A 25,768-nucleotide genomic window follows, 5' to 3' on the forward strand; every position below is an offset into this window, starting at 1 on the left:
TCCGATACCGTCGGGACATCCCTCGCAACACCCTTCACATTGGATGCGTTTGTTATGTCCCGACAAAAGAGTTCACTTCTGGCCATCGCGGCTGTAACGGTCGCCCTGATCCCGGCCCCCGCGCTGGCCGCAACCCCGACCCCCACCGCCAAGCCGACGGCCCCCGCCGCGAAGACGGCCGCCAAGAAGGCCCCCGTGGACTGCGAGCAGGTCAAGTGCATCGCGCTGACCTTCGACGACGGTCCCGGCAAGTACGCGGGCACGCTGCTCGACACGCTGAAGAAGTACGACGCCAAGGCGACGTTCTTCCTGGAGGGCCAGTACGTCAAGGCCCGTCCGGCGTACGTCAAGCGCATGGCCAAGGAGGGCCACGAGCTCGGCAACCACAGCTACACGCACCCCGACTTCACCAAGCTCGAACCGGCGGCCATCCGGAACGAGATCAAGAAGACGCAGGACGAGGTGAAGAAGGCCGCGGGCGTCGAGCCCAAGCTGCTGCGCCCGCCGTACGGGCTGGCCGACCTCCAGGTGTCCGAGGTCGCGGCGGAGTTCGACATGCCGATCATCCTGTGGACGGCCGGCTCCCGCGACTGGGACACCAAGAACGTGGACGCCATCCACAAGCAGACGCTCGCCGTGGCCCAGCAGGACAGCATCATCCTCATGCACGACTGGGTCAAGCAGACCGTCGACGGGATGCCGGCCCTCATCAAGACCCTGCAGGCCAAGGGCTTCCACCTCGTCACGGTGTCCGACGTCGTGAAGAGGCAGAACCTCCAGCCGGGCGACGCCTTCCCGCTTCCTGAGGGCTGGCAGAACTGAGTATCGTTCGCGTTTGACGGAACGAGCCTCGAAGGGGCGTCCATGATCTTCACGAACTGGGCCGGCAACCAGTCGATCATCCCCTCCGAGGTACGCGCGCCCGCCTCGGCCGACGAGGTCGCGCGCGCGGTGCGCGACGCCGCCGCCTCCGGGCGGCGGGTCCGCATGGTCGGCACGGGCCACTCCTTCACCGGGGTGGCCCTCACCGACGGCCTCCTGCTCCGCCCCACGGCGCTGACCGGCCTCCGCTCCCTCGACGGCGACCGCGTCACCGTGCTCGCCGGCACGCCGCTCAAGCTCCTCAACGAGCTGCTGCACGAGCGCGGCCTGGCCCTGGCCAACATGGGCGACATCACCGAGCAGACCGTCGCCGGCGCCATCCAGACCGGCACCCACGGCACCGGCCGCGACAGCGGCGGCCTCGCCGACCAGGTCACCGAGCTGGAGCTGGTGCTCGCCGACGGCTCCCTGACCACGGCGGTCCCCGGCGACGACCTGTTCGACGCGGCCCGGGTCGGGCTCGGGGCGCTCGGGGTGCTGACCGCCGTGACGTTCCGGGTGGAGCCCGCGTTCCTGCTGCGCAACCGGCGCCGGCGCGCCACCCTCACCGGCATCCTCGACACGCTCGACCGGCTCACCGCCGACCACGAGCACCTCGACTTCTTCTGGCTGCCCCACACCGACGCCTGCCTGGTCAAGACCAACAACCGCGACCCCGGCCCGCCCAGCCCGCCCGGCGCGTTCAAGCACTGGCTGGACAACGTGTTCCTGGAGAACACCCTCTTCGGCGCGGCCTGCGCCACCGGTGCCCGCTTCCCCGCGCTCATCCCGCGCATCAACACGGTCAGCGCGGCGGCGCTCGGCGACTCCGAGGCGGTCGACGCCTCCTACCGGGTCTTCACCTCCCGGCGCGACGTGCGTTTCCTGGAGATGGAGTACGCGGTGCCCCGCGAGCACCTCGCCCAGGCCCTGCGCGAGACGCGTGACCTGGTCGAGCGCATGGACTGGAAGATCACCTTCCCGGTGGAGGTACGGGTGTCGCCGCCCGGTGACGCGTGGCTCTCGACGGCGTACGGGCGGGCGACGGGGTACGTGGCGTGCCACATGTACCGGCCGACGCCCCATCCCGCGTACTTCGAGGGGGTGGAGGAGATCATGGTGCGGCTGGGCGGGCGACCGCACTGGGGCAAGTTGCACACGCGGGACGCGACGTACCTCAAGGGCGTCTACCCGCGCTTCGCGGACTTCCTGGCGCTGAGGGACCGGCTCGACCCGGACCGCCTGTTCGCCAACGCGTACCTCGACCAGGTCCTCGGCGTCTGACGTCCTCCCCCCTCACTGGGGCCCTCACTGGGGCAGGACGTCGCTGTCGGGCTGCGGCTCCTCCTCCACCACGTCCGGCTCGCCGGTCTCCTCCGGCGGCGCGCTGGTGGCGGGCTCGGTCGGCCGGGCCGACCCGGTGTGCGTGCGCGTGGCCGTGGGGGCAGGCGTGGGCGTGGCCGTCGGCGTGCTCGTGCCCCGACTCCGGGAGGGCGTCGGCGTGGGGCTCAGGGTGGGGCTCGGCGTGGCGGGCCGCGACGGGCCGGCGCTCTCGGGCTCGCTGGAGTACGGCGTGCTGACCCGCGGCGCGGGGTCGTGGGACGGCTGCTCCCGGCGTACCGTCTGGTGCTTCGGCGCGGAGGCGGGCACCTGGCCGGTGAGCTGCTCGTGGACGGTCGTACGGGTGATGCCCTGGTAGGCCAGGATGCTGCCCATGCTCACCCCGAACACCAGCCCCGCGGTGACGGCCACCTTTCCCCAGGCCGGCATCCTGCCCCGGGAGCCGCCGGGGTCGGCGAGCGGTGGCACGGCGGGCGCGAGCGCGGTCACGGCCACCAAGGGCGCGGTCACGGCGGCCAGGGGCGCGGTCACGGCCGCCAGGGGCGCGGTGCGGTCACCGGCCTGGGCGGGGAGAGGGGCGGTGACCGGCGGCATCACGACCGTCGCGTCCTCCTCGCCCACGTGCTCCCTCCCCGTCACCGGCGGCTCCGTCACCGGCGGGCTGGTCACCGGCGGGTTGATCACTGGTGACTCCGTCGCCGGTGGATTGGTCACCCGCGGCTTCGTCATCGGCGGTGCGGCGGCCGGGACAGCGGCGCGTGTGCTCGTGGGGTCCGGCGCGGCGGCGGCGCCGACCGTGGCGTGGGCCGCGGCGGCGAGGGCCCCCTGGTCCTCGGCCTCCCCCGCGCCGTGCTCCCGCACCTGCCACCGCCGGGCGACCACCGTACGCCGGATGACCTTGTCGCCCGTCCGCTTGAGGTAGTGCGTGTAGACGGCGGTGCCGACCGTGCTGGCCACGCTCATCACCGCGGCGCCTATCACCGTTCCCGCCACCCCGAGGTAGGACGCCGCCACCGCGGCCGTCACCGCCGCGAGGGCGCTTCCCCCGATCTGCGGCACGCTCAGCTCGAACTTCTGCTGCTCGCCGCCCATCCCCCGGATCAGTCCCCTCTCGTCATGCGCAAGGTAAAGAGCTTTCTCGTGAATAGACGCGAGGGCGTGTCCTGTTGTTCCTGTGACGTGGGTGACAGGCAGCCTCATAGCTCGTGCTCCGACGATCCGGCCTGCGCTTCGTGCGCGTCCCCTCCGCGTACGTTCGGTTCGCGCGCGTTCCTTCCGTGCGCGCCCCCTTCACAAGCGCCTCCCTCACACGCGCCTCCTCCACGCGCGCCTCCTCCACGCGTGTCTCCTCCACGCGTGTCTCCTCCGCGCACGCCTCCGTCCGATCCCGATCCCGCGGCGAAGGCGTCCCCGCGCTCCACGGCTCCCTGCCGGCGTCCGCCCTGCGGGTGCCGTCGGCGCTGCGCGCGATGTCGGCCCTGCGCGTGAAGTCCGCCCCGCGGGTTCCCTCGTTGTACGTCGCCGCCGCGGTGGCGACGGCCGCGGCCACCGTGGCCTCCCTGACCATGACGCCCGCCTCCGGGGTCGCCGCCCGGACGGTCGTGGCCGAGAGCGCCCGGCCCTACCTCGTCACCGCCCGCGACCGGGCCGCCGCGCGCGACCTCGTCGGCGAGGTGCGGTGGAGGGTGCGGCGGTACTACACCGCGGCGCTGCCGGGGTTCGCGACGTGGCTCAGCGCCGCCGAGGTGGACGAGCTGCGGGCCGACCCGCGCGTGCGGGCCGTCGAGCCGGACCTGCCGACCCGCCCGCTTCGCGACCGGCGGGCCGTCCCGAGCGGTGTCGTCTCCGCGGGGGACGTCGCCGTGGGTGGCGGGGTGACCGTGTACGTGGTGGACAGCGGGCTCGACGCCGGACGGGAGGAGTTCGGGGACCGGGCCTGGCACGCGTTCGACGCCACGGGCGGGACCGGGGACGACTGCACAGGACACGGCACACGCGCGGCCCGTCTGGCCGCGGGCCGGGAGCACGGGGTGGCGCCACGGGCCGGCATCGCCTCGGTACGGGTCCTGGGCTGCGGCGCGACCGGGAGTCTCTCGGACACGGTCGCCGGACTCGACTGGGTTCGCCGGCACGCCCGCAGGCCCGCCGTCGCGCTCCTCGGCGTCACTGTCGCACCACCTGCCGTCCCGAACGACGGCGCACCGGCACGGAGGGCTTCCGCGAAGGCGCGTACCACCGGCTCGCCCGCACTCGACACGGCCGTGCGGCGGCTCGCGCGCTCCGGCGTGCCCGTGACGGCAGGCCCGCGAGAGGCCGGAGCGGCCATCCGGAACCTGCGCCCACGCGATCCGGAACCCCGAGAAAGGGACCTCCACGACTTGGGGCTCCACCCAGCCACCTGGCCGTTCACTCCCACGTCTTGGCCGAAGTGGACGGCGGGAACGGTCGCGATTCGCCAGAATCCGTCAAGGGCTCTCCGGACCGGTGGGGTCTGAAAAGGATGGAAACGACAAATGTGACCGGCGTCACATCGCCCCGGGGCTATCCCAGGAAGGCGATGTTCGGACATGCCGGGTACGGTGCTGGCAGGCAACCGGCACACGCGAGAGACTCAAGGGTCCGGGGGAAGAATGGCGACGCTGACGAAGGGACTCGCATGCAGGAGCTCCGACTCGTCGCGGTAAGTGAGGACGGCACCTATCTCGTGCTGGCGACTGCCGGGCGAGGCACCCGCTTCACACTTCCCGTGGACGACCGGCTCCGTGCTGCCGTCCGCGGCAACTTCTCCCGTCTCGGCCAGTACGAGATCGAAGTGGAGAGCCCGTTGCGCCCCAAGGAGATCCAGGCGCGCATTCGCGCCGGAGAGACCGCGGAGGAGATCGCCGCGACCGCCGGCATCCCGGTCGAACGCGTCCGCTGGTTCGAGGGGCCTGTGCTCCAGGAACGCGAGTACGTGGCCCAGCAGGCGCAACGCGTCGCCGTGCGGATGCCCGGTGAGTCCTCGTCCGGTCCCACCCTCGGCGAGCTGGTCGCGGAGCGGCTCACGCGCCGCGGCGTGCCCACCGACGAGATCGACTGGGACTCCGCCAAGCGCGACGACGGGCTCTGGCGGGTCAAGCTCGGTTACGTGTGGAACGGTCACACGCGTCACGCCGAATGGCTCTTCGACCCGCGCCGCCGCCACGTGACGCCCCACGACGACGAGGCGCTGCGCCTGTCGTCGGCCGACTTCGACCCGAGCCCTCCGGTGGAGGACACGACGGTCACGCCGTTCACGCCGCGGGTCGCCAAGCTGCAGCCGGTGCCGCCGCTCGCCGCGGACCCGGTGCCGTTCCCGTCGGTGGTGCGGCGCGACCCGGAGTCCGAGGAGCCCGCCGTGGGCTTCCAGTCTCCGGTGCGCGGCACCGAATCCATCTACACGCGTCCGCCCACCGACTTCGGCTACGACCGTCCCTCCACGTCCACGTCTTCTTCAGGTGCTTCGTCTGCAGGGACGTCTTCTCCAGGAGCGTCTTCTCCGGCGGCGTCGGGCGGAGGCTCGGCGGATCGCGACCCGGCGAGTGGCCCGGCGGCGGAGCCTGGATCAGCGGGCGCGGGCGGCGGTGCCGCCGCCGACCGCGCGGCCACGCAGGCACGCCCCGGTGACGCCTCGCGCCGTGGCGCTTCTCCGGCCTGGCTGCCGGACTTCGGGCAGGGACGTACGGGCGACCGCGCCACGGGTCACGACGCGGAGGCGTACTACGCCCCGTCCACGCGCGACACCACGCACCCGTCCCAGCCGCGTCCCGAGGAGCCGGCCCCGGACCAGACCCCGGCCCCGGCCGCTCCGGCGAACCAGCCGACCCCGGTGTTCCCGCCGGCCACCGCGTTCCCGCCGGCCACCGCGTACCCGTCGGATGCGGGCTTGACGCCCGAGGCCCGCCCGTCGGAGCCCACCGAGACGGAGCCGGCACCCACCACCGCCGCCGCTCAGGACACCGCCGAACAGACGACGGCCGCGGCCGCTCCTGACCAGACGACGCCCACGGCATCTCTTGAGCAGGCGACGCCGACGGCCTCGCAGGACACCACCGCCCCGGCGACACCGGCCGTCCGCCAGGACGCCGTCGGGCAGGCGCCCGCGCCTCAGGTCTCGCCGGAGCCCGCTCCCCCGGCCGCCGCGACGGCTCCGCAGGACCAGTCCGCTCCGGCCTCTCCGGAGGACGCTCGAACCGTGACGACCCAGCCCTCCGCCCAGGAGGAGCCCACGTCCGTCACCCCGGCCACGCCGGCACCGGTCACCGACGAGCAGCCGACGGACGGCGACGTCCCCGCGCCTGCGCAGGCGACGACCTCCGAAGAGCCGCACACCACGAGCTCCGAGGCCGCGCAGCCCACGATCTCCGAGGCGGCGCAAACCGCGACCGCGCGGAACGAGCCGTCGGTCACGGCCCAGCCCGAGACCGCCCCGGACGCCGCCACGCACCCCGTCACCGAGCCCACCGGTGCTTCGGCGACGGACGACTCCGCCGCACCCGCCACCGGCGCCCCGGCCGCGGAACCCACCAGCGCACCCACCACCGAGCCCGCCGGAACGCCTGCCACGCAGGCTCCCGACGCGCCCGCCACCGAGGCCGCCAGTGCTACCGGCACGGAGCCCACGAGCCCGCCCGCCGCGCCAACGGGCGCATCGGTCGCGGAGTCCACCCGCCAGGCGGCGAGCGAGTCCGCCCCGGAGACGACGAGCGCACCCGGCGCCCCGAGCCCCGGCGACACGGTCGTCGACACCACCGGCTCGTCCGTCCCGGAGGCCGTAGTGGAGCCCGTCGCGGAGGCCGTGGCGGAGCCCGTCGCCGAGACGCCTCCGGCCGACACGGCGGTCGTCAGCGATGCCGCCGGCGAGACCGGTGACCAGGCAGCGGCCGCCACCGCGACCCCTGCCCTGTCCCCGGTCTCCGAGCCCGCGAAGACCAGCGAGCCCGCGAAGACCGAGCCCGCGAAGGCCGCCGAACCCGACGCGGACACCACCGCCGGAACGCCGCCGCGGACCACGGCGGTCCCCGAGGAGTCCAAGCCGCCCGTTCCCAAGCCGAAGCCGGCCCCGGTCGCGGCGGCGAGCGTCCCGGCCGGCAGATCAGCGGGCAGCGCCCTGGCCCGGGAGGCCGCGGCCAAGGCCGAGACAGCCGAGGACGAGAACGCCAAGCGCGAGACCGCCGAGGACGAGCGGGCCGACGACACACAGGCCAAGGACGGGCGGACCGAGGACGCGCCGGCCAAGGGCGACGAGCCCAAGCCCGACGCCCGCAACGACAAGGGCAAGCGAGGACCGGCCAAGGACGGCCCTCCCGTGCCTGTGCCGTCGCCGCCGCCCGCGCCGGCGGCCCGGCAGGCACGCAAGGGTTCGCGGGGCCGTCGCGCCTCGGTGCCCACCTGGGACGAGATCATGTTCGGCGCCCGCCGCCAGGACTGACGGAGAAGGCGGCATCCTGGGGACGCCTACGGCACGGCGTCCCCAGGACCGTCCCCGGCACTCCTACCCGTCACCTGGACCCGTCACCGTGCGCGTCAACGGCGCCGCCGGATGCGGCCGGACCCGGCGCGGCGGCCCCGGGCAGGAAGGGCGCCAGCCAGTCCGGTGTCACCTCGGCCGGCAGCCCGGTGACCTGGGCCCGGGAGACGTCCACCGCCTCGTAGCCGCCCTTCCCGGCCCCGACCCCGGCGATCAGCGTGAACACGCCGGCCCGCCGCTGGAACCACGTCTGCCTGATGCGCCAGCCCACCACCGCGCGCCGTTCGACCACCGCCTGCGCCCGCCGGATCGAGCCCGAGCGCACCGCCAGCCGTGTCCCGTCGTAACCGTGGCCGAGCGAGTGGTAGCGGTCGATCCCCAGCGGCACCCCGAGGCCGGCCAGCAGCAGCGCGGGCACGGCGACGAGCAACCACAGCGGTGACCCCGTCGCCGCCTCCCCCAGCACCGCCAGGACGGCGAGCGCCGCCCACGGGAAGACCGCGCGGAACAGGCGCCGGTTGCGCGCGATCGGCGGGTGGGGCCGCAGCTCCGCCCGGTAGGGGCCGATGGCGTCGGCCGTGACCTGGACGGCGACGGCCCGCGGGACGTCCGGCAGGAGCTGGCCGCGGGTCGAGGAGTCGCCGAGCCCGGTCACGATCGCCCAGACGCGCGCGACCCCGGCCCAGCGCTCCGCGAACCCCTCGACGATCTCGTACCCGCGCACCCGCCTGGACTCCAGCGTCACGCTGCGTCGGTTGATCAGCCCCCGCTCCGCCACGAGGTAGCCGTCGCGGTCCATGAGCCGGAAGTCCCAGTTGAACACCGCGTACATGACGCCGCCCGCGAACGGCATCGCCAGCACGAGCAGCACCGCGACCCCGAGCAGCAGGTAGGGGTGGTGCCAGAGCCATTCGCCGGCCGTCCAGGCGGCGTCGCGGCCGAAGCCGAGGTCGTCGCCCCACTGGAACGCCAGCCCGACGGCGCCCCCGGCCAGCGCGAACGGGGTGAGCAGGTACGCGCCGGACAGCGGGCCGTACAGCAGCCACACGCGCGGCACCCCGATGATCGTGCGGCCGGCGCCGGAGCCCGGCGCGATGCGCGGCCGCTCGGCGAGCGCGGCCTGCGGGCCGGCGGGAACCTCTGCGGCGCGGACCTGGCGCAGGAGGACCGCCTTGAGGCGCTCGGCCTCCGCGAGCGTGAGGCCGTCGAGCCTGCCCTCCTCGTCGCCGCCGCTGGCGCCGGTGTCGACCTTGAGCACGGTCAGGCCGAGGAGCCGGTGCAGGGGCGGGGTGGACACGTCGACGCCGCGGATGCGTTCGAGCGGGATGGTGCGGACGGAGCGGCTGACGAGCGAACGCCTGATCTCCAGCCGGTCGCCCAGCACCTCGTACGTGAGCGTGGCCCACCTGACCACGGCGAACGCGACGGTGCCGGCGAGGCCGACGGCCGCCCAGACGTACGAGCGGCCGGAGAAGCCGCCCACGAACAGGAGGCCGACCAGCGGCAGCAGCAGGGACGGCACCATGCGCACGGGGTCGATGAGCAGCACCTTGGGGCTGAGCCGCAGCGGAACGCGCGGCCCGCTCGGCACCGGCCCCGGAGGCCCCGGGGCGCCTTCCGCGGAAGGCGGGTCCTGGGGCGGCTGGGCGGGGGCGGTCATGTCGCGTCGTCCCTGAGCTCCTCGGCGCGGTGCGCCAGCCGCTCGGCCAGCCCGGCCGCCACCTGGTAGTCGAGCCCCTTGATGGTGGACGAGCCCGCGTGGGAGGCGGTGCGGATCTCCAGGGTGGCCAGCCCGAGGACGCGTTCCAGCCAGCCCTGGGCCTTGTCGACCGTCTGGATGCGGCTCACCGGCACGAACACCCATTCCCTGGTCAGGAACCCCGTCCGCGCGTACACGACGTCACCCGACAGCTCCCAGCGGTGCACGGCGTAGCGCACGAACGGCTCCGCCAGCAGGAACGGCGTCGTCAGGACGCCCACGACCACCGGCAGCAGCCACGGGTGGTCCGCGAACCAGGCGGGCACCCACGACCACCCGCTGCCGCCGACCCACCCTCCGGCCAGGAGCGAGCCTCCGATCAGCAGCACGAAGGCGATCAGCGCCTCCATCAGCCAGAGCCTGACGGCCTTGGGCGAGACGCGGTGCGCCGGATCGCGTAGCGGGCCAGTTGCGGTCACGCAAACCAGCTTAAGCCGCGCGGCGTCCCGGCGATCTACCGGCGACCGTCCCCTGTGGACGACGGAGGCCGTCGGCGCCGGCCCGCTTCTTCAGGGAGGCGCCGAGAAAGGTGCCGAGAAAGGCGAAGGTGGTGCTCGCCTGCGAGTTCACCGCCTTGATGTCGTGTTTCCCGCCCCTTTGACGCTCTTTACCGTTGACCGACCTTCGCGAAACGGTCGGCGCACGCCCCATGGCCGCGTAGCATCATGCGACATGGGGCTGTGTAACACGACTGGACGCATGGGGCCCTTCGTTGTCTCTGTGACAGCGGTGACGGCCGCGCTCGCCTTGTCGGGATGCGGCAGTTCCTTCCTGGTGGGCCGGTCCGAGGCCAAGGAGATCGCACAGATCAACGTCTCCAGTCCCGAGCTGCGTGAGGGCGAGCCCCTTCCGCGTGAGTACTCGTGCGAGGGCACCGAGGGCAGCCCGCCGCTGCGCTGGTCCAGCGAGCCGCTCCCCCATGCGAAGTCGATCGCGATCGTGGTCGACTCCCACACGCAGTCGGAGTCGGCCGTGCAGTGGGTGCTCTACAACATCCCCGCCACCACCACCGAGCTCGGCCCCGGCGCCGCGGAGACGCCTCCGGACGGCTCCAGCCAGGCCCCGGTGACCAGTGGCAAGGTCGGGTACCAGCCCCCCTGCGCGCGTAACGTGAGCTACCGCTTCACGGTCTACACGCTGCAGGGGAAGGTGGAGGCGAAGAAGGGCGCCACGCTTCCCGAGATCCTCAAGGAGATCGCCGGCAAGACCATCGCCAGGGGTCGCCTGACGACGGTGAACATCGAGTGAGATACCAAACACTCGGTGTAGTAATCGTTACCAATTCTTCGCTTAGGGTGTGACAACGCTCGCAGTGGTCCGACACAATCAGACTCAATTGTCAGGCGCTGGTGATCAATGGGGGCAGGTCGCGTCGATGGCCGCGCGATCTCACCGGTGCCACAGGGAGGCCATGGCTTTGAGGGTGGTGCAATGATCGCGGTCGTAGTCAGCTTGGTCGCTGTCGTGCTCCTCGTGCTCGCTGTCGTGGCACTGGGCATGCGTTCGATGAGCAAGCGGGAGAGCTCGCTTCCTCCGGAGCGGCTGAAGCAGATGGCCGAGAAGGAGGAGCAGACCCACGCGCGGTCCACCGACGAGTTCGCCGCCCACGAACCCCGCATGAACAACTTCAGCCCCGACTTCAGCCCCATCGACGAGGTGAAGGCCAAGCCGGTCCGCACCGGTCAGCGTGGCAAGCGCGGCGTCGACGAGTGGGGCAACCCGACCTCCGACGACGAGGACGAGGAGTTCTGGGCCAACATCCGCAGCGACGCCACCGAGGGCGGCTTCGGTGCCGGGGGCACCGTGGCGGCGCGCAAGGGCGCCTCCCGTCCCGTCGAGCGTGACGAGCGCGAGCCCGAGAGAGCGGCCGGCCGTGAGCGGCCCGCCGGCCGGGAGCGCACCGGCGAGCGCAAGCGCCCCGCCCGCCGCGAGGCCGCCGTCGTCGACGCCGACGCCACCACCGTCCAGGCGCCGCTGCCGCAGCGGCCCGCCCGGCGCGAGGCCCCCGTCCCCGCCCCCACGGCCGGCCTCGCCGATCTGGTGGAGCCGGTGCAGCCCCGCCCCGCCCCCTCGGCGTCCGACCTGGCCGACCAGCGCACGGTGACGTTCTCGGCCCCGCCCGCCGACGTGATGACCATCCTCGGCGTCGGCGCCCAGCCGGTGCCCGCGGGCCGTCACGACACGCTGTCCTCCGGCGGCTCGCTGTCCACCAACGGGGCGCCGGCCACCAGCGGCTCCTTCCCGGCCGTGGGCGCCACGGGCTCCCTGTCCAGCAACGTGTCCACGGGCCCGATCCCCGCCACCGGCTCGTTCGCCGCCGCCGGCGGCGCGTTCACCCCGGCGAGCAGCGGCTCCTTCCCCGCCACTCCCGTCGCGCCGATCCACGGCGCGCCGACCAGCGACCCGTTCCCGGCCGCCTACAACGGTGCCGACGCGCTCGACGGCACCTGGACGACCCCGGCGACGCCCACCTCCTCCGGCTCCTGGCCCTCCCACGACATCCTGGACGACGCGCCGGCCTCCGCCCCTGCTCCCGCCTCCACCCCCGGTCCGGCCGGGTCATGGCCGGCGTTCGAGCCGCAGCGGCCGTCCGGCTCCTATCCGGCGTCGTACGAGGTCCGCCCCGGCTGGGCCGTGGCCGACGACTCCGATCCGCTGACCGGCCCCTCGCCGGCGACGGGTGTCCCCACCGCTCCGGCGCGCGCGGTCTCCGCCCACGACGACGTGCTGTCGGCGCCGCCGGTGCCACAGTCCATCGCGTACGAGACGGGCGACTTCGCCTCGGCGGCCGGTCAGGCGGGCGGTCCGGGCTGGCCCGAGTCGCCGTCCAGCGGCGGCACGGGCGGCTGGCCGAGCTACAACGAGATGTACGGCACGCCCGAGGCGGGCCGTCCGGGCCAGAACGGCGGCGGTCGCGGCCGCCGCCGGGCCGCCCAGACTGCCCCGGCCGAGCCGGACCTTCCGGACTACTACCGCTGATCCGCCACCGGGACCGCCTGTCCGGTCCCGGTTCCGGTGCCCGATCAGGGCCCGGCCGCAGGCGTCCGCAGCCAGGCGCGCCGCCGTGTCAGCCCTGGATTGCGTAAAGCCCGACGACGACCCTTCGAGCCCCGCCCCGGCGGGGCACTAGGGTTTGCCGCATGACCGGCGACACTCACAGTAACGCGCTGAGGACTCTCAGGTACGACGTGCCTGCCTCGCTCGTGGTCTTCCTCGTCGCGGTGCCCCTGTCCCTGGGGATCGCGATGGCCTCGGGTGCCCCCCTCGCCGCAGGTCTCGTGGCCGCCGTCGTGGGCGGCATCGTGGCCGGAGCGCTCGGCGGCTCCGTCGTCCAGGTGAGCGGCCCCGCCGCCGGCCTCTCGCTGGTGGTGGCGGACCTCGTCCAGACGTACGGCTGGCGGGCCACCTGCATGATCACCCTGCTGGCCGGTGCGGTCCAGCTCGTGCTCGGCCTGCTGCGGGCGGCGCGGGCGGCACTGGCCGTCTCCCCCGCCGTGATCCACGGCATGCTGGCCGGGGTCGGCGTGGTGATCGCCCTGTCCCAGCTGCACATCGTGCTCGGCGGCAGCCCGCAACGCTCGGCCCTGGCCAACATCGTGGAGCTGCCCGCGCAGGTGGCCGCGATGCACGGCCACACGGTGGCGGTGGGGCTGCTCACGATCGCGGTCCTCGCCCTGTGGACCCGGCTGCCGAAGCAGGTCAGGGTGGTGCCGGCCCCGCTCGCGGCGCTGCTCGTCGCCGCGGTGACCGCGTGGGCGTTCCAGTGGGACGTCACCCGGGTCGACCTGTCGGGCAGTCTCGGCGCGTGGCAGTTCCCCGTGCTGCCGCAGGGCGACTGGCACGAGGTGGTGGCGGCCGTGCTGCTGGTCGCGCTGCTCGCGGGCGTCGAGTCGCTGCTGTGCTCCGTCGCCGTCGACGGGATGCACGCGGGGCCGCGCGCCGACCTGGATCAGGAGCTGACCGGGCAGGGCGTGGCCAACATGGTCACCGGCGCGCTCGGTGGTCTGCCGGTGGCCGGGGTGATCGTGCGCAGCACCACCAACGTCCATGCGGGGGCGCGTGGCCGCTGGTCGTCGATCCTGCACGGGGTGTGGGTGCTGGTGTTCGCGCTGGGGTTGGGCTGGACGATCCGGCTGATCCCGATGGAGGCGCTGGCGGCGCTGCTGGTGTTCATCGGCGTGCAGATGGTCAACCTCGGGCACGTCCGCAAGGTCCACGGCCACGGCGAGGTGCCGGTCTACGTCGTCACCATGCTGGCCGTGATCGTGCTCGGCCTGGCCGAGGGCGTGGTGGCGGGCCTGGCGCTGGCCGCGGTGCTGGCGCTGCGGCGGCTGACGTGCGTGACGGTCAGGACGTACGAACCGGTGGACGGCGGGCGGTGGCACGTGGCGATCTGCGGGTCGCTGACGTTCCTGGGCGTGCCGCGGCTCACCCACGAGCTGCGTGCCATCCCGCCGCGCGCCGCCGTGGACCTCGACCTGAACATCGACTTCATGGACAACGCCGCCTTCGAGGCCATCCACTCCTGGCGGCTCAACCACGAGCGGTCCGGTGGCACGGTGGAGATCGACGAGATGCACGACGAGTGGTACGCGCTGGCCGCGAGCGGCGCCCGCATCTACCCGGCCAAGACGCCGCTGGCGGCGCCCGACCGGTGGTGGCTGCCGTGGGCGCACCGGCACCACCGGCCCGCCCGGCACCCGGAGCCGTCCTCGGAGCCGAAGCTGGGGCCGGCCGACCGGCCGGAGTGCCGGCTGACGGCGGGGGCGCGGGAGTTCCACCGGCGTACGGCGCCGCTCGTGCGGCCCATCCTCACCGAGCTGGCCCACAAGCAGCAGCCGACGCACCTGTTCATCACGTGCGCCGACTCGCGGGTCGTGCCGAGCCTCATCACGGCGAGCGGGCCCGGCGACCTGTTCACGGTCCGCAACATCGGCAACCTGGTGCCTCGCCGGGGCGCCGAGCCGCACGACGACTCGGTGGTGGCGGCCATCGAGTACGCCACGCAGGTGCTGGGCGTGCACACCATCACCGTGTGCGGGCACTCGGGCTGCGGGGCGATGGCGGGGCTGCTGAGCGGCGGCGTGAAGGCCGGCAGCCTGCCGGGCATGCGCCGCTGGCTGCGGCACGGCCACCACAGCCTCGCGAGGTTCATCGAGAACGCCGAGGAGCCGCTCGACGCGCGGGCGCTGGACCAGCTCTGCCGCGTCAACGTACAGCAGCAGCTGGAGAACCTCCGCACCCACCGCAAGGTCGACGAGCAGGTGCGCGCGGGACGGCTGGAGCTGGTCGGCCTGTACTTCGACATCGGCTCGGCGCGGGTCCACATGCTGCCGCCGCTGCCGTCCACGATGTCGGTCAAGATCTGACCCCATGTGCGTGTTCTCGCGTCAGCCCAGATCGGCGTCGTGGACCAGGATGGCCGCCTGGACCCGGTTGGCCAGCCCGAGCTTGGCGAGCACGCGGCTGACGTGGGCCTTCACCGTCGCTTCGGTCAGCTTGAGCTCGCGGCCGATCTCGGCGTTGGACAGCCCGCGGGCCACGGCCCTGATCACGTCCTCTTCCCGGGCGGTCAGCGACGCCAGCCGGCCGCGCGCGATCTCGGCCCGGGACGACCCTCTGCCGGCGAACGAGCTGATCACCCGTTTGGTCACCGTGGGCGACAGCATGGCGTGCCCCGCCGCGACCGTGCGCACGGCGGCGGCCAGCTCGCGCGGCGGCGTGTCCTTCAGCAGGAACCCCACCGCCCCGACCCGCAGCGCCTCGTGGACGTACTCGTCCAGATCGAACGTGGTCAGCATGATCAACTTGGGCGCTTCCGGCGTGTCCATCAGACGCGCGCCGGCGGTCAGGCCGTCGGTGCCGGGCATGCGGACGTCCATGAGCACGACGTGCGGCTTGAGCCGGGCGGCGGCGGACACGGCCTCGTCGCCGTCGCGCGCCTCGCCGACCACCACCATGTCGCCCGCCGCCTCCAGGATCATCCGCAACCCGGACCTGACGAGTGCCTCGTCATCGACGATCAGAACGCGGATCACGGAGCCGGTATCCGGGCCAGCACCTGAAACCCGTCCCGCCCGAGCCCGTCCTGGACCTCCGCACCGTTGCGCGGACCGGCCAGGAGCCTGCCTCCGGCCAGCTCGACACGCTCCTGGAGTCCGACCAGCCCCCACCCGGACCCCGGCAGCGCACCGCCCCGTCGACCCGGGTGTGGCCCGCCCTCGCCCCGCGGACCACCATGGCCCGGCGGCCCGCCGCCAGGCGCGGATGGTGCCGTGTTGCGGACCACCACCTCCAGGTCCGAGGGCAGATACCGGACGAACACGTCGATCCGGGTGTCGCCCGCGTGCTTGTGCGCGTTGGTCAGGGCCTCCTGGATGACGCGGTAAGCGGTGCGCTCGACGGTGGAGGCCAGGGGGCGGGCGACTCCCTCGTCGTGGCGGTTGACCACGACGCCCAGCGCCCGCGACTGGTCGAGCAGCCGGTCGACGTCGGCGAGCGTGGGCTGAGGATGGCGTTCGGCCCCACCTGCGTCACCCAGCGCGGCGCGGAATCCCTCGGCTGGATCGGCACGCGGTTCCTCAGCGGAGCCGCTGGCGGAACGGGCCGAGTCCCGGGAGGGATCCCCTGAGCCGGAACGTGACTCCCACACCGCGTCCTCGGACCCCGGGCCTCGTACGGGCGGATCCGTGGAGCGCAGCACCCCGAGGACCTCGCGCAGGTTGCTCAGTGCCTCGCGGCCGACGCGGCCGATGAGGGCCGCGGCCTCGGCCGTGGGCTCGTCCGGCGCGCCCACCTCCAGCGCCCCCGCGTGCAGCACCATCAGCGACACCCGGTGCGCGACCACGTCGTGCATCTCCCGGGAGATGCGCGCGCGTTCCTGTGCCCTGGCCTGGTCGGCGCGCAGCACCTGCTCGCGCCGGAGCTGGTCGGCCTGGTCGCGCATCGCGTCGACGACCTGCCGCCGGGCGCGCGTCCACAGGCCCGCCACCAGCGGCAGGCCCAGCAGCGCTCCGCCCATGAGCACCACGTTGGCCGGGGTGCCGGCGACCAGCATGCGATGACCGCCGCCGAGACGGGAGACGACCCCGCCCGTGAAGAGCACGGCGACCGCGCCCCCGCAGTAGAGCCACAGGCCACGCCCGCGCAGCCGCGTGCCCGCGTAGTAGGACGCCGCGGCGGCGGCCGGCCACATGACCAGCCACACCTGGGCGACGGCGCCCACCACGGCGAGCAGCCACAACCTGCGCCCGCTCACCCGGCCCGGTGACCGCTCCTCCAGCGCCACGAACACCGCGGCCGCTCCCGAGGCGGCGGCCAACGCCGCGGGCACCGGCCAGGTCGACCCCGCGGCGACCCCCACCGCGCCGGAGGCCGAGGCCATCGACAGGCCGAACACCACCGCGCCCAGCGCCCACGGCGTGACGCGCTCGATCACGCCCAGCGCCCCTGGCGTGATGCGCTCGATGACGCTTCCATCGCCGTACGTCATGGCCCGAGGTTATCGGGGGTTCGGGCGACCGGCCCCCTACGAAAGTCGAGGGTGCCGCGGCTCTTTCGAGGGGGATGGTCGAGCCCGGTCGTCCAGCAAGGTGAGCGGCATGAGGAAGACAGCAATCGCGGGCCTCCTGCTCGCGCTCACCTGCGTCGGCACCACGACGCTCATGCGCCCTGCCCCGGCCGGCGCGTCCGCCCTGCCCGTCTCGCCCGGTTCGGCCGGTTCGGCCGGTTCGGCCGGTTCGGCCGGGACCATGGCGGCCACCGGCACGGCCGCCTCGCCGGGTTCGGGTGCGTCCGAGACGTCCCAACCCGCCTTGCCGGCTGTCACGCCGGCCCTGCCGCGGCCGACGGGTCCCCACCCGGTGGGCCGCTCGACCCTGCATCTGGTCGACTCCAGCCGCCCCGACCCATGGGTGCCCGACCGGAAGGCCCGGGAGCTGATGGTGTCCGTCTGGTATCCGGCCCGCGCCGCCACGGGGAAGCCCGCCCCGTACGTCACGCCCCAGGAGTCCGAGCTGATCCTGCGCGACGTGCCCCAGCTCAAGGACCTGCCGCCCGACACGCTCGCGAGGACCACGACGTACGCCCGGGTGGACTCCCCCGCGCTGGGCCGCAAGGGCGGCAGACCGCTCGTCGTGATGTCCCCCGGCATGAAGTTCCCCCGGGCGACGATGACCTCGCTGGCCGAGGAGTTCGCGAGCAAGGGCTACGTGGTCGCGGGCATCGAGCACACCTACGAGTCCGTGGCGACCACGTTCCCGGACGGCAGGACGGTCACGTTCGAGGCCGGCAAGGGCGGCAACACGCCGGAGCTGGGCGAGAAGGTGGCGCGGGTCCGGGCGGCGGACACCGAGTTCGTGCTCGACCGGCTGGCCAGGGCGGGCCGCTGGAAGCGGCTGATCGACGAGCGCAGGATCGCGATGGTGGGCCACTCGGTCGGCGGGCAGAGCGCCGCCCAGCTGCTGCCCCTGAGCGGGCGCATCCGGGCCGCGGTCAACCTCGACGGCTCCTACAACCCCAGGACCCCCGCCAAGCCGATCAGCAAGCCGTTCATGATGATCGGCAACCCGAGGCAGCAGCCGAGCACCGGCGGCGAGAAGGGCTCGTGGGACACGTTCTGGGAGCACGTGACCGGCGACGGGAAGCGGTGGCTGACGGTGACGGGCGCCGAGCACTCGAGTTTCGTGGACTACGCGGTGCTCCAGCCGCAGCTCGGGCTGCCCGCGTCCCCGATCGACGGCGAGCGCTCGCTGCGGATCACCCGCACGTACGTCACGGCGTTCCTCGACGCGCACCTGCGCGGCGAGCGCCGTCCTCTCCTGGACGGGCCGTCGGCGGCCTACCCGGAGGTGAAGTTCTGGGGTTCCTGACCGGCTGACGGCCGCCCTCGGCGACGCTCGCATCGCGACCCGTCCGCCCGACGACCCGTCTCGCCGGCATCCCGGCCGTACGGTGATCCGCCGGCACGGGGTGCCGTCAGGCGGGGGACGGGCAGGCGGGGGACGGGCAGGCGGGGGACGGGCTTGGTGGCGAGGGCGTTCGCGGGTCCGGGTGACGGAGCAGGCGTCGTACGGCGAAGGCCAGCTGCAGCCGCAGCCGTCCCTGAGGGGTGCGCACGCTCCAGCCCAGGAGGTGCTCTCCGCGGGTCAGGCGGTCCAGCAGGGTCGAGTGGTGGATCGTCAGCTCGCCGGCGGCGGACCGCACGCTCGCGGCCTCGGCCACCGCGTGCAGCGTGGCGAGCATCCAGGGCGCCGCCGCGCCGGCGCGGTCGAGCGCCCGGACGTCGGGAACGTCCTGCCGGCTGCCCGGGTCCACCGCCGCGGCCAGGAGCTCCAGCGCTCCCAGGTCGTCCGCGTACACCACCCGAGGGCCGGGGTCCTGCTCCGTGCCCTCGGCCGTGAGCCGCAACGCCAGACGCGCCGAGCGGAACGACTCGGGCAGCTCCAGCAGTGGAACGGCACGGCCGACCCCGAGCCGCTCGGGCGGTCCCTGGCGCGTGCCCGGCTCGGGGCGCGCGGATGGTGTCGGGCTCCGTTCGATCCGGGCTGCGCCGCCGGCCACGGCCACGGCTCGGAACAGCGCGTTCTCCTCCAGCTTGAGGGTCCGGGCGGCGCGCAGCCGGGCCTGGCCGGACGCGCCCGGGTTGAGCAGCAACTCCACCAGGGCGGGGTCCTCGCGTGGCGCGCGGCCGGCCGCACCGCCCCAGGCGCGGTCCAGGACGCCGCGCGCCGCGACGGCGGCCCGTTCCAGCACGATGGCGTCGATGGGCCCGGCAGGCGTCGGGCGCTCCAGCCACAGGCGGGCCGAGCCGCTCCGCACCTGCTCGGTCGGCCAGCCGGGGTCGGGCGGGGTGGCGGCGTCCTCGTGCCGCCCGTCGGACAGCGCTCGGATGCGCAGACGGCGCGCGTCGTCGACGAGGCGGGCGGGGCAGCCGGCCAGCACGGCGGCCGCACGGACGATCGCCTCCAGGCCGGCCCGTGTCTCGCCGAGCCGGTCGAAGTAGGCGATGACCTTGACGGCCGCCCCGGCGTCGGGATCGAGCGCGGATACTCGCCCCACGAGGTCCTTCATCGGCTCATTCTGCCTCACCCTGAAGAAGGTGCGGCTCCACTCCGGGAAACGGAGCGGGCTGAGGCGTGTCGGCGTGCTGCTCCGTGTGCGCCCGGCGAGATCGGCTGCGATTGCGGCGAATCCTTTCCCGGTGTGGGGCCCTCTTATGAGGTGATGGCCACACTGAGGCAGGAGAAGGGGAGGGGTGACGTCGTGATGACGGGGGTGCGGCAGGCACTGTTCAGGACCTGGTTCCGGCGACAGCGAGGGCGTGGACGTGGCTGACCGATCCTGGGCGAGCACGCAGCTCATCAAGGCCGCGCAGGCCGGCGATCGCGAGTCGATCACCGCGGTGCTCCATGGCGCCCATTCTCACGTGCGGCGCTTCGCGGAGCATCTTTGCGCGTCCCCGCAGGATGCCGAGGACGCCGCGCAGGAGGCGCTGATCATCCTCTACCGGAAGATCGGCTCACTGCGCGCCACCGGGGCACTGGCCTCCTGGATGTTCAGGATCGTCCGGAACGAGTGCCTGCGCCGCGCCCACGTGCTGATCGAGCGCGACGACGAGGCCGAAGCCGGTCTGGCGACGTCGGCCGAGGACGAGGCCATCCGGCGCCTGGAAGCCGAACGCGTCGCGCGGGCGATCCAGGAGCTGCCTCCTGTGCAGCGCAGAGTATTGATCATGCGAGACGTCCTGGGCCACCCGGGGCGGAGGGTCGCGGAGTCGCTCGGCTTGAGCAACGCCGCGATGAAGTCCCAGCTGCACCGGGCCCGCACCACGCTGCGGCTCAGCCTGGGCGGCACGACCGGCCCCGCCGAAGACCCGCATGACCCCGCGGCCACCGGCGCCCCGCTGTAGCCCCGCATTTCCGCAACCCGAGACCGAAGAGGAAGCCCCGCCATGCTCGAAACCGGATCACCCGCGCCCGACCTGGTGCTGGAGGACACCGACGGCCGGACCGTCCGCCTGTCCGACCATCGGGGCGGTCATGCCGTGCTGATCTACTTCATGCGGTCCACGTCGTGCGCGATCTGCAACAGGCACGTCCAGGACCTCGTCCGGTGCCGCGACGAGCTCGCGGCCGACGACGTCCAGGTGTTCGTCGCGGTTCCCGAGGGCCGTCAGGAAGCGGCCGCGTGGAAGGCCCGGCGCCGGATCCCGTTCCCCGTCCTCGTCGGCCGCCGGGACACCCCGCACGAGATGATCGGCTTGAGCAGAAAGGTCTTCGGCTCGCTGCAGCAGTCAGGCAGCATCCTCGTCGATTCCCGGGGCATCGTCCGCCACGCCCACGGCGCCACCATGCCCACCAGCGGCTACGACAAGAAGGGGATCACTGCGGCCGTGCGGGGTCTGCGCGCCCCCGCATGACCGTACGTCGTCGTCCCGGGCGGGGTCACGCGGTGTCAGGCGCTCAGGAGGCGGCGCAGCCAGCGGAGGCGGGCCGCCTTGGCGTCCTGCGAGATGGCGGCGTGCGGGACCATCCCGTCGAACCCGTGGAACCCGCCCGGCCACACATGCAGCTCCGCCCGTCCGCCGGCCTGCCAGACGCGTGCGGCGTACGTGACCGCCTCGTCGCGGAAGGTCTCCGCCGAGCCGACGTCGACGAACGCCGGCGGCAGGCCGGACAGGTCGTCGGCGCGCGCCGGGGCCGCGTACGGGGACACGTCCGGCCCGCCGCGCCGCTCGCCGAGCAGTGCCGTCCAGCCGGTGTGGTTGCTGGTGCGGTCCCAGACGCCCAGTCCGGCCATCTGCACGGCGGAGGGGGTGTCGTTGCGGTCGTCGATCATCGGGCAGATGAGGAGCTGGCCGGCCAGGGCCGGGCCCTTGCGGTCGCGGGCCATGAGGGCGAGCGCCGCGGCCAGTCCCCCACCGGCGCTGGCGCCCGCGACGACGATGCGCTCGGGGTCGATCCCCAGCTCCTCGGCGTGCTCGGCGGTCCATACGAGGCCCGCGTAGCAGTCCTCCACCGGCGCGGGGTGCGGGTGCTCCGGTGCGAGCCGGTATTCCACCGACACGACCACGAGCCGCAGCTCAGCCGCCCATTCGAGGAGCTCCTCCATGCCGACCCGGTTGTCCCCGGCGATCATCCCGCCGCCGTGCGTGTGGTAGAGCGCGGCCAGCGGCGCGTCCGCTCCCACCGGACGGCACACCAGCAGGGAGATGTCGGGCTCGCCGGCGGGGCCGGGCACCGTCCGTTCCTCGACGTGGAACGTCCCTCCCCGGGTGAGGTCGGTCTGGATGACGAAGCCCGCCTCCGCCGCCCCCGACCGCAGCGTGCTCAGGACGTCCGAGGTGATCGACGGGGGGATGTGCTCGTTGATCAGCGGCAGCGCCGCCGCCAGCTCCGGGTCGAACGGCGGCGGCTCGCCGACGATGGAGCCTGTCCGGCGGGAGGACGGGTCGGTGCTCATGAGTCTCTCCGATGTCAGGGGCGTCACAGCCGTTCGGCGGCGCTGTGCATCATCATCGGCGGGGCGGACGGATGAATCGACCGCTACGTGGCGGACGTTGCCCGCCATGTGGCGGGTGTCCGGCGCAGGCGCGTGTCCCGAGTATCGCTGCGGCACACCGTGGGCCGCATTACCTGGTGGTGGCGGGGGATGGTGTGGGCGGCGACGACAGCCCGGTTGGTCCGCGGACGTGGTCGGCAGCCCGCGGCGGGAGGCACCAAGGGTCGGGACGTGGTCTCGCGGATGCCATGGACGGGTCGTAGACCATGCCGCTGATGCGATGGGGATCGGGCATCCAGGCTGGAATGTGCGGAAGGTATCGTGAGGTCTTGTGACGACGTTTCGGATCAGCGAGGCCGCAGCCCTGCTCGGGGTCAGCTCCGACACGGTCCGCCGGTGGGTGGACGCAGGCCGGCTGGAGGCCGGGCGGGACGAGCACGGCCACCGGCGGGTCGACGGCGCCGACCTGGCCGCCTTCGCCCGCTCGCAGATCGAGGAGGACGGCGATGGTAGCCGCTCCTCGGCGCGTAACCGCTTTCGCGGGATCGTCACCGAGGTCATCCGCGATGCCGTGATGGCGCAGGTGGAGCTCGCCGCCGGGCCGTTCCGGGTGGTGTCGCTGATGAGCCGCCAGGCCGCGGACGAGCTGGGCCTGGAGGTGGGGGTGGTGGCGGTCGCCGTGATCAAGTCCACCAACGTCGTCGTGGAGGTTCCCGGTCACGAGCGCGCGGCCGGTCAGGTGTGAGGAGCCGTTTCGTGTTCAGGCGTCTCTCCCGACGGGCGACCGCCCTGCCCGTCGCGCTCGCGCTGGCAGCCCTGTCCGGTTGCGGCTCCGGCGCGCCCGCCACGTCCTCTGCCTCGCCGGCCGCCGGCGGCGGGGCCGAGGAGCTGACCGTGTTCGCGGCCGCGTCGCTGACCGGGACGTTCACCGAGCTGGGCAGGGCCTTCGAGGCCGGGCACCCGGGTACGACGGTGAGGTTCAGCTTCGGCTCCAGCGCGACGCTGGCCCAGCAGATCGTGCAGGGGGCTCCGGCGGATGTGTTCGCCGCGGCGAGCCCGGCCACGATGAAGACGGTCACCGACGCGTCGCCGGCGAGTTCGCCGACCACGTTCGCGCGCAACAAGCTCCAGATCGCCGTACCGAAGGACGATCCGGCCAAGGTGGACGAGCTCAAGGACCTGGCCGATCCCCATGTGAAGGTGGCGCTGTGCGCCGAGCAGGTGCCGTGCGGGGCAGCGGCGGTCAAGGCGCTGAACGCGGCCGGGCTCAGGGTCACGCCTGTGACGCTGGAGCAGGACGTCAAGGCCACGCTGACCAAGGTCGAGTTGGGCGAGGTGGACGCGGCGCTGGTCTACCGGACCGACGTGATCGCCTCGGCGGGCAAGGTGCGGGGCATCGCGTTCCCGGAGGCCGACAAGGCGATCAACGACTACCCGATCGCCACCCTCGCCGAGGCGCCCGCGGGTGACCTGGGCAAGCAGTTCGTCGACCTGGTGCTGTCGCAGCAGGGCAAGGACGTGCTGGCCAAGGCCGGCTTCGAGGGGCCCTGATCCCGGATGAGCCCCTCTGCGCCGGAACGGCTCGGCTCGGTGGGTCCGCGTGGCGGGCCCGCCGGGAGCCCTGCCGCGGGCCGGGAGGTCTCCGGGCGGCTGCCGTGGATGCTGGTCGTGCCCGCGCTGCTGGGGCTGGCGTTCCTGGTGCTGCCGCTGGCCGGGCTGCTGATCCGCGCCCCCTGGTCCACGCTGCTGCGGCGGCTGGCCGAGCCGCACGTGCTGGAGGCGTTGCGGCTGTCGCTGGTCTGCGCCACCGTCGCCACAACCGTGTGCCTGCTGCTCGGGGTGCCGCTGGCCTGGCTGCTGGCCCGGGTGTCGTTTCCCGGGCGGCGGCTGGTCCGGGCCCTGGTCACCGTGCCGCTGGTGCTGCCGCCGGTGGTGGGCGGCGTCGCGCTGCTGCTCGTGCTCGGGCGGCGCGGGCTGGTCGGGCAGTGGCTGGAGGCCACCTTCGGGATCACGCTGCCGTTCACCACGGCGGGCGTGATCGTCGCCGAGGCGTTCGTGGCGATGCCGTTCCTGGTGATCAGCGTGGAGGGCGCGCTACGCGGGGCCGACCAGCGGTTCGAGGAGGCCGCGGCCACGCTCGGCGCCTCGCGGTGGACGGTTTTCCGGCGGGTGACGCTGCCGATGGTCATGCCGGGCGTGGTGGCCGGGGCGGTGTTGTGCTGGGCGCGGGCGCTGGGCGAGTTCGGCGCGACGATCACGTTCGCCGGCAACTTCCCCGGCACCACCCGCACCATGCCGCTGGCCGTCTACCTGGCCTTGGAGACCGAGCCGGAGGCGGCGATCGTGCTCAGCCTGGTGCTGCTGGCCGTCTCGGTGGTCATTCTGGCCAGCCTGCGTGACCGGTGGGTGAGCGCGCCATGACCCTCGACGCCCGGCTGGTGGTCACCCGGCCCGCCTTCACTCTCGACATCGCCCTGGAGGTCGCCCCCGGCGAGGTCGTGGCGCTGCTCGGCCCCAACGGCGCGGGCAAGACCACCGCGCTGCGTGCCCTGGCCGGACTCGCCCGCACCTCCGGCGGTCAGATCCGCCTGGGCGGCAGGCTGCTGCACACGCTGCCCGCCGAGAGCCGCCCGATCGGCATGGTCTTCCAGGACTACCTGCTCTTCCCGCACCTGACGGCGCTGGACAACGTCGCCTTCGGGCCGCGCTGCCAGGGCGTGTCCAAGGCCGAGGCCCGCCGCACCGCCGCCGCCCTGCTGGAGCGGGTCGGCCTGGCCGGCCGTGCCGCCGCCAAGCCACGACAGCTCTCCGGCGGCCAGGCCCAGCGGGTCGCGCTCGCCCGCGCGCTGGCCGTACGGCCCGAACTGCTGCTGCTGGACGAACCGCTGGCCGCGCTCGACGCCCACACCCGGCTGGAGATCCGCTCCCAGCTGCGCCGCCACCTGACCGACTTCGACGGCGTCACCGTCCTGGTCACCCATGATCCGCTGGACGCGATGGTGCTGGCCGACCGGCTGATCGTCATCGAGAACGGCGCCATCGTGCAGCAGGGGACCCCGGCCGAGGTCGCCCGCCGTCCCCGCACCGACTACGTCGCCCGTCTCGTCGGGCTCAACCTGTACCGCGGCGTGGCCGACGGCCCCCGGGTCAAGGTCGGCGAGCTGCTGCTGCACACCTCGGAGCAGCTCGGCGGACCCGCGTTCGTCGCCTTCCCGCCCGCCGCCGTCGCCCTCTACCGGACGCGCCCCGACGGCAGCCCGCGCAACCTGTGGCAGGCCCGCATCGACGGCATCGAACGGCACGGCGACAACGTCCGCGTGCACCTCGACGGCCCCATCACCGCCTTCGCCGACATCACCCCCGCCGCCGTCGCCGACCTCGACCTGACCCCCGGCCAGCAGATCTGGGCCTCGGTCAAGGCCACCGAGACCCACGCCTACCCCGCATGAACGGGCTCCCGCCGGGCGGCCGCCACGACTGCGACGCCATCCGTCCCGGGCCCTCGGCCTGCCGGAACGGGTCTGCGGCTGCTCCAGGGCGAGGTGGTCGAGGCCGGCGCCGGCTCGGTCACGCGACCATCAGCGAGACGTCCGGCACGTACGGGCACCTGTTCCCGGGCGGCACAGAGGGTTTCCCGGGCGGCACTGAGGGCGGGAAAGCGGCTTTTGTCTTTCGTCGTTTCGCGGCGTTCTGCCGCCTTTCTTGTGCTCCGGCGGAACAGAGACGGAACAGCAAGGTGGAGAGCCCGGGGCCTTTCACGGCTACCGCTCCCTCGTCGAGCCAGGCCACGTGACGAAGACGCGGCCATGTCCAGAAGT

The 25,768-nt window shown here is 73.6% G+C and carries 21 protein-coding genes; 14 read left to right on the plus strand and 7 right to left on the minus strand.

What is annotated here, in order from left to right:
* Positions 1–54 precede the first annotated feature (54 nt).
* A complete protein-coding gene (locus tag AB0H64_RS12395) occupies positions 55–822 on the plus strand; it encodes a polysaccharide deacetylase family protein (RefSeq protein WP_357623192.1) in 768 nt (255 codons plus the stop codon).
* 42 nt (positions 823–864) lie between these two features.
* Positions 865–2,145 (plus strand): D-arabinono-1,4-lactone oxidase, encoded by a 1,281-nt coding sequence (locus tag AB0H64_RS12400; RefSeq protein ID WP_357623194.1) that lies wholly within the window; start codon positions 865–867, stop codon positions 2,143–2,145.
* Between the two features lie 24 nt (positions 2,146–2,169).
* Here AB0H64_RS12400 and AB0H64_RS12405 read toward each other — a convergent pair whose 3' ends face one another.
* A complete protein-coding gene (locus AB0H64_RS12405; protein ID WP_357623196.1) occupies positions 2,170–3,294 on the minus strand; it encodes a hypothetical protein in 1,125 nt (374 codons plus the stop codon).
* Between the two features lie 185 nt (positions 3,295–3,479).
* Between AB0H64_RS12405 and AB0H64_RS12410 the strand changes: the two genes are divergently transcribed.
* Positions 3,480–4,697: a protease inhibitor I9 family protein gene (locus AB0H64_RS12410; protein ID WP_357623198.1), complete on the plus strand. Its 1,218-nt coding sequence runs from the start codon at positions 3,480–3,482 to the stop codon at positions 4,695–4,697.
* A gap of 161 nt (positions 4,698–4,858) precedes the next feature.
* Positions 4,859–7,651 carry a septation protein SepH gene (gene sepH / locus AB0H64_RS12415; RefSeq protein ID WP_357623200.1) on the plus strand — a complete coding sequence of 931 codons (2,793 nt, stop codon included), beginning with the start codon at positions 4,859–4,861 and terminating at the stop codon, positions 7,649–7,651.
* A 70-nt stretch (positions 7,652–7,721) separates the two neighbouring features.
* Here sepH and AB0H64_RS12420 read toward each other — a convergent pair whose 3' ends face one another.
* Both AB0H64_RS12420 and AB0H64_RS12425 read right to left on the minus strand, forming a co-directional pair.
* The gene (locus tag AB0H64_RS12420; protein WP_357623202.1) at positions 7,722–9,350 is read right to left on the minus strand and encodes a PH domain-containing protein; all 1,629 of its coding nucleotides are present in this window, start codon (positions 9,348–9,350) and stop codon (positions 7,722–7,724) included.
* Positions 9,347–9,868: a PH domain-containing protein gene (locus AB0H64_RS12425; protein ID WP_357623204.1), complete on the minus strand. Its 522-nt coding sequence runs from the start codon at positions 9,866–9,868 to the stop codon at positions 9,347–9,349. Before AB0H64_RS12425 ends, AB0H64_RS12420 begins: the two co-directional genes overlap by 4 nt.
* Positions 9,869–10,169: 301 nt before the next feature.
* On the opposite strand from AB0H64_RS12425, the gene AB0H64_RS12430 reads away from it, so the two are divergent.
* The 3 genes from AB0H64_RS12430 to AB0H64_RS12440 all read left to right on the plus strand — a co-directional run bounded on the left by AB0H64_RS12430 (position 10,170) and on the right by AB0H64_RS12440 (position 14,818).
* Complete coding sequence (locus AB0H64_RS12430; RefSeq protein ID WP_357623206.1) at positions 10,170–10,697, plus strand: YbhB/YbcL family Raf kinase inhibitor-like protein; 528 nt, start codon at positions 10,170–10,172, stop codon at positions 10,695–10,697.
* Positions 10,698–10,880: 183 nt separating this feature from the next.
* Positions 10,881–12,428: a hypothetical protein gene (locus tag AB0H64_RS12435; RefSeq protein WP_357623208.1), complete on the plus strand. Its 1,548-nt coding sequence runs from the start codon at positions 10,881–10,883 to the stop codon at positions 12,426–12,428.
* Positions 12,429–12,589: 161 nt separating this feature from the next.
* Positions 12,590–14,818 carry a SulP family inorganic anion transporter gene (locus tag AB0H64_RS12440; protein ID WP_357623210.1) on the plus strand — a complete coding sequence of 743 codons (2,229 nt, stop codon included), beginning with the start codon at positions 12,590–12,592 and terminating at the stop codon, positions 14,816–14,818.
* A 21-nt stretch (positions 14,819–14,839) separates the two neighbouring features.
* Here AB0H64_RS12440 and AB0H64_RS12445 read toward each other — a convergent pair whose 3' ends face one another.
* Together AB0H64_RS12445 and AB0H64_RS12450 are read right to left on the minus strand one after the other, a co-directional pair.
* Complete coding sequence (locus AB0H64_RS12445; protein WP_357623212.1) at positions 14,840–15,487, minus strand: response regulator transcription factor; 648 nt, start codon at positions 15,485–15,487, stop codon at positions 14,840–14,842.
* Positions 15,484–16,941: a histidine kinase gene (locus tag AB0H64_RS12450; RefSeq protein WP_357623214.1), complete on the minus strand. Its 1,458-nt coding sequence runs from the start codon at positions 16,939–16,941 to the stop codon at positions 15,484–15,486. The genes AB0H64_RS12445 and AB0H64_RS12450 overlap by 4 nt, the downstream gene beginning before the upstream one ends.
* A gap of 109 nt (positions 16,942–17,050) precedes the next feature.
* On the opposite strand from AB0H64_RS12450, the gene AB0H64_RS12455 reads away from it, so the two are divergent.
* On the plus strand, positions 17,051–18,319 hold the full coding sequence (locus AB0H64_RS12455) for an alpha/beta hydrolase (protein ID WP_357623216.1): 1,269 nt from the start codon (positions 17,051–17,053) through the stop codon (positions 18,317–18,319).
* Positions 18,320–18,425: 106 nt separating this feature from the next.
* Here the strand turns inward: AB0H64_RS12455 and AB0H64_RS12460 are convergent, their stop codons facing one another.
* A complete protein-coding gene (locus AB0H64_RS12460; protein ID WP_357623217.1) occupies positions 18,426–19,520 on the minus strand; it encodes a helix-turn-helix domain-containing protein in 1,095 nt (364 codons plus the stop codon).
* A gap of 256 nt (positions 19,521–19,776) precedes the next feature.
* Here AB0H64_RS12460 and AB0H64_RS12465 point away from each other — a divergent pair, with 256 nt between their 5' ends.
* Positions 19,777–20,358 carry an RNA polymerase sigma factor gene (locus AB0H64_RS12465; RefSeq protein ID WP_357623219.1) on the plus strand — a complete coding sequence of 194 codons (582 nt, stop codon included), beginning with the start codon at positions 19,777–19,779 and terminating at the stop codon, positions 20,356–20,358.
* Positions 20,359–20,400: 42 nt separating this feature from the next.
* Positions 20,401–20,868: a redoxin domain-containing protein gene (locus tag AB0H64_RS12470; protein WP_357623221.1), complete on the plus strand. Its 468-nt coding sequence runs from the start codon at positions 20,401–20,403 to the stop codon at positions 20,866–20,868.
* A 35-nt stretch (positions 20,869–20,903) separates the two neighbouring features.
* Here AB0H64_RS12470 and AB0H64_RS12475 read toward each other — a convergent pair whose 3' ends face one another.
* A complete protein-coding gene (locus AB0H64_RS12475) occupies positions 20,904–21,911 on the minus strand; it encodes an alpha/beta hydrolase (protein ID WP_357623222.1) in 1,008 nt (335 codons plus the stop codon).
* Between the two features lie 370 nt (positions 21,912–22,281).
* Between AB0H64_RS12475 and AB0H64_RS12480 the strand changes: the two genes are divergently transcribed.
* The 4 genes from AB0H64_RS12480 to AB0H64_RS12495 all read left to right on the plus strand — a co-directional run bounded on the left by AB0H64_RS12480 (position 22,282) and on the right by AB0H64_RS12495 (position 25,399).
* Positions 22,282–22,695 carry a helix-turn-helix transcriptional regulator gene (locus AB0H64_RS12480; RefSeq protein ID WP_357623224.1) on the plus strand — a complete coding sequence of 138 codons (414 nt, stop codon included), beginning with the start codon at positions 22,282–22,284 and terminating at the stop codon, positions 22,693–22,695.
* Positions 22,696–22,706: 11 nt separating this feature from the next.
* Positions 22,707–23,501 (plus strand): molybdate ABC transporter substrate-binding protein, encoded by a 795-nt coding sequence (gene modA, locus AB0H64_RS12485; RefSeq protein ID WP_357623226.1) that lies wholly within the window; start codon positions 22,707–22,709, stop codon positions 23,499–23,501.
* A 108-nt stretch (positions 23,502–23,609) separates the two neighbouring features.
* Complete coding sequence (locus AB0H64_RS12490; protein ID WP_357623555.1) at positions 23,610–24,371, plus strand: ABC transporter permease; 762 nt, start codon at positions 23,610–23,612, stop codon at positions 24,369–24,371.
* On the plus strand, positions 24,368–25,399 hold the full coding sequence (locus AB0H64_RS12495) for an ABC transporter ATP-binding protein (protein WP_357623228.1): 1,032 nt from the start codon (positions 24,368–24,370) through the stop codon (positions 25,397–25,399). Before AB0H64_RS12490 ends, AB0H64_RS12495 begins: the two co-directional genes overlap by 4 nt.
* The last annotated feature ends 369 nt before the right edge of the window (positions 25,400–25,768 follow it).

It is taken from the genome of Nonomuraea sp. NPDC050733, assembly GCF_040654215.1.
Lineage (GTDB): Bacteria > Actinomycetota > Actinomycetes > Streptosporangiales > Streptosporangiaceae > Nonomuraea.

Bases quoted from the DNA above. Each gene is read 5' to 3' on its own strand.
- sepH (WP_357623200.1), top strand. From the start codon at position 4,859: ATGCAGGAGCTCCGACTCGTCGCGGTAAGTGAGGACGGCACCTATCTC.
- AB0H64_RS12405 (WP_357623196.1), bottom strand. From the start codon at position 3,294: ATGGGCGGCGAGCAGCAGAAGTTCGAGCTGAGCGTGCCGCAGATCGGG.
- AB0H64_RS12440 (WP_357623210.1), top strand. From the start codon at position 12,590: ATGACCGGCGACACTCACAGTAACGCGCTGAGGACTCTCAGGTACGAC.
- AB0H64_RS12470 (WP_357623221.1), top strand. From the start codon at position 20,401: ATGCTCGAAACCGGATCACCCGCGCCCGACCTGGTGCTGGAGGACACC.
- AB0H64_RS12460 (WP_357623217.1), bottom strand. From the start codon at position 19,520: ATGAAGGACCTCGTGGGGCGAGTATCCGCGCTCGATCCCGACGCCGGG.
- AB0H64_RS12475 (WP_357623222.1), bottom strand. From the start codon at position 21,911: ATGAGCACCGACCCGTCCTCCCGCCGGACAGGCTCCATCGTCGGCGAG.
- AB0H64_RS12495 (WP_357623228.1), top strand. From the start codon at position 24,368: ATGACCCTCGACGCCCGGCTGGTGGTCACCCGGCCCGCCTTCACTCTC.
- AB0H64_RS12450 (WP_357623214.1), bottom strand. From the start codon at position 16,941: ATGACGTACGGCGATGGAAGCGTCATCGAGCGCATCACGCCAGGGGCG.
- AB0H64_RS12400 (WP_357623194.1), top strand. From the start codon at position 865: ATGATCTTCACGAACTGGGCCGGCAACCAGTCGATCATCCCCTCCGAG.
- AB0H64_RS12490 (WP_357623555.1), top strand. From the start codon at position 23,610: ATGCTGGTCGTGCCCGCGCTGCTGGGGCTGGCGTTCCTGGTGCTGCCG.
- AB0H64_RS12420 (WP_357623202.1), bottom strand. From the start codon at position 9,350: ATGACCGCCCCCGCCCAGCCGCCCCAGGACCCGCCTTCCGCGGAAGGC.
- AB0H64_RS12455 (WP_357623216.1), top strand. From the start codon at position 17,051: ATGAGGAAGACAGCAATCGCGGGCCTCCTGCTCGCGCTCACCTGCGTC.
- AB0H64_RS12395 (WP_357623192.1), top strand. From the start codon at position 55: ATGTCCCGACAAAAGAGTTCACTTCTGGCCATCGCGGCTGTAACGGTC.
- AB0H64_RS12435 (WP_357623208.1), top strand. From the start codon at position 10,881: ATGATCGCGGTCGTAGTCAGCTTGGTCGCTGTCGTGCTCCTCGTGCTC.